General features: G+C 78.2%; 1 protein-coding gene. It reads left to right on the forward strand.

Annotated elements, in window-relative coordinates:
* The coding region (locus ACFWVE_RS33820) for an ATP-binding domain-containing protein (RefSeq protein WP_384022713.1) at positions 1–1,835 on the forward strand (1,835 nt) is incomplete at its 5' end.
* Positions 1,836–1,927 lie beyond the last annotated feature (92 nt).

The raw sequence follows: 1,927 nt of genomic DNA on the forward strand, positions 1-1,927 counted from the left end.
GGGTGCTCGCCCGGGGCGGCGCGCCCGAAGGGCTCGCCGTGCGGGCGGCCGGTGTGCTGGGCGAGGGGGCCGCACAGGCGCTGCGGGACGATCCCTGGCTGCTGTTGCGGGTGACGGGTGTGCGGCCCGAGCAGGCGGACGGTTTCGCTCGGGCGCTGCTCGGCGGCGAGGCCGGGCCGGACGACGGGCGGCGGGAGCGGGCCGTCACCGGATGGCTGCTGGAGCAGGCCGCGGCGGCCGGGCACACCGCCCTGGAGATGTCCGCGCTGACCGCGGCACTGGCGCGGCAGGGGGTGCCGGATGCCGAGGAGGCCGTGCGGACCGCCGTCTCCGACGGTGATGTCCTCGTCTTCCAGGACCCGCTGCCCCTGACGGGTGCCCCGGCACCGCAGCGAGCCGGCGCCGGGAACGGCGGGGACGGGACGGACGGCGCGGAGGGGACGGACGACGCGGACGAGGAGCGGCCCGTCAGGGTGCTCGTGGGGCTCGAGCGGTATGCGATGGCCGAGGAGAGCCTCGCCGACGGGCTGGCCCGGCTCGTCAACTCCGCTCCCGGACAGGACGGTTCGGGTACGGAGTGGGAACGGGCCGCCGCTTCGGCGGGCGGCTCCGCGGGGGAGCTGGTCCGCGCGGTCGCCGGTCATGGGCTGGTGCTGCACACGGGCGGGGAGGCGTCGCTCGCCGAGCCGGCGGCCCTGCTCCGGGCGGCGCGCGGTCTCGGGCTGCGCGCCTGGGCCGCCACCCACTCCCCCATCGGGCGTGACCGGTTCACGGCCCTGCTGGAGGCCGCCACGGCCGGGGACACGGGCGCGGGCACGGGCACGGGGGAGGCGAACGCCGAAGCGGACGTGGCGGGAGAGGCCGGGCCCGTGGGCCCCGGAGTCGCCACCGTCGCCGGGCTGCTGTCCGGTGCCGAGGGGCCGGGGCGGGACGCCGACGGGGCGCTGCTGCTGGACCTGCTCGTCGTGCTGGACGCTCCCCAGCTGGACGTCGAGGCGGCCGCGCTGGTCACGGAGTCGCTGCCGGACGGCGCCCGGCTGCTGCTGGCCGGGGACCCGGGCGTGCTGTGGTCCGTCGGTCCCGGTCGGGTGTTCGCCGATCTGCTGGCGGCGCGCGCGTGTCCGCAGGTCGCCTCCCGGCGGCCGGACCCCGGGCCGCTGGGCGAACTGGTCTCCGGTATCGGGGTCGGTGAGCTGAACCAGGTGGCGGCGCCCGGCAAGGAGGTCGTCATCGTGCCGGTGCGGGACCCGGGCGAGGCCGTGCACCGGACGGTGCAGCTCGTGGTCGACTCGGTGCCGCGCGCGATCGGGGTGCCGGCGGAGGAGACCCAGGTGATCACGCCGGGGCACGGGGGCGCGGTGGGCACGCGCGCGCTGAACGCGGCGTTGAAGGAGCGGTTGAATCCGGGGCCGGGGCGCTTCGGCGGGTTCGACCCCGGCGACCGGATCGCCTACTCCCCCGCCCTGGGCCGTACGGTGCCGGGCCGGGTGGTGAAGGCCGACGCGGACGGGCTGCATCTGTCCTGCGCGGGCGAGACCGTCGTCGTACCGCAGGAGCGGGTGGAGCGGTCGGTACGGCACGGCTGGGCGCTGACGGCGCACCAGGCGGTGGGTGGCCGGTGGCCGGCCGTGGTCGTGGTGCTGCCCGGCGATGCCGTGCAGGCGTTGAGCCGGCCGTGGGTGTACACGGCGTTCAGCAGGGCGGACCGCCACCTGTCCGTGGTGCACGGCGTGGAGCAGGCACTGCCGCGTGCCGTGGCCGAGGTGGCGGCGAAGTCCCGGACGACCCGGCTGCCGGTACTGCTGGCACCACAGGTACCGGCACCGGCCGGCTGACCGGGGACACCACCCGCCACGGTGACCGCGGTGGGGGGGGGGGGGCCGGGGGGGCCCCCCCCCCCCCCCCCCCCCGCCGCGGGGGGGCGCCC

Source organism: Streptomyces sp. NPDC058632, from assembly GCF_042717095.1.
In the GTDB taxonomy this organism is placed as follows: domain Bacteria; phylum Actinomycetota; class Actinomycetes; order Streptomycetales; family Streptomycetaceae; genus Streptomyces.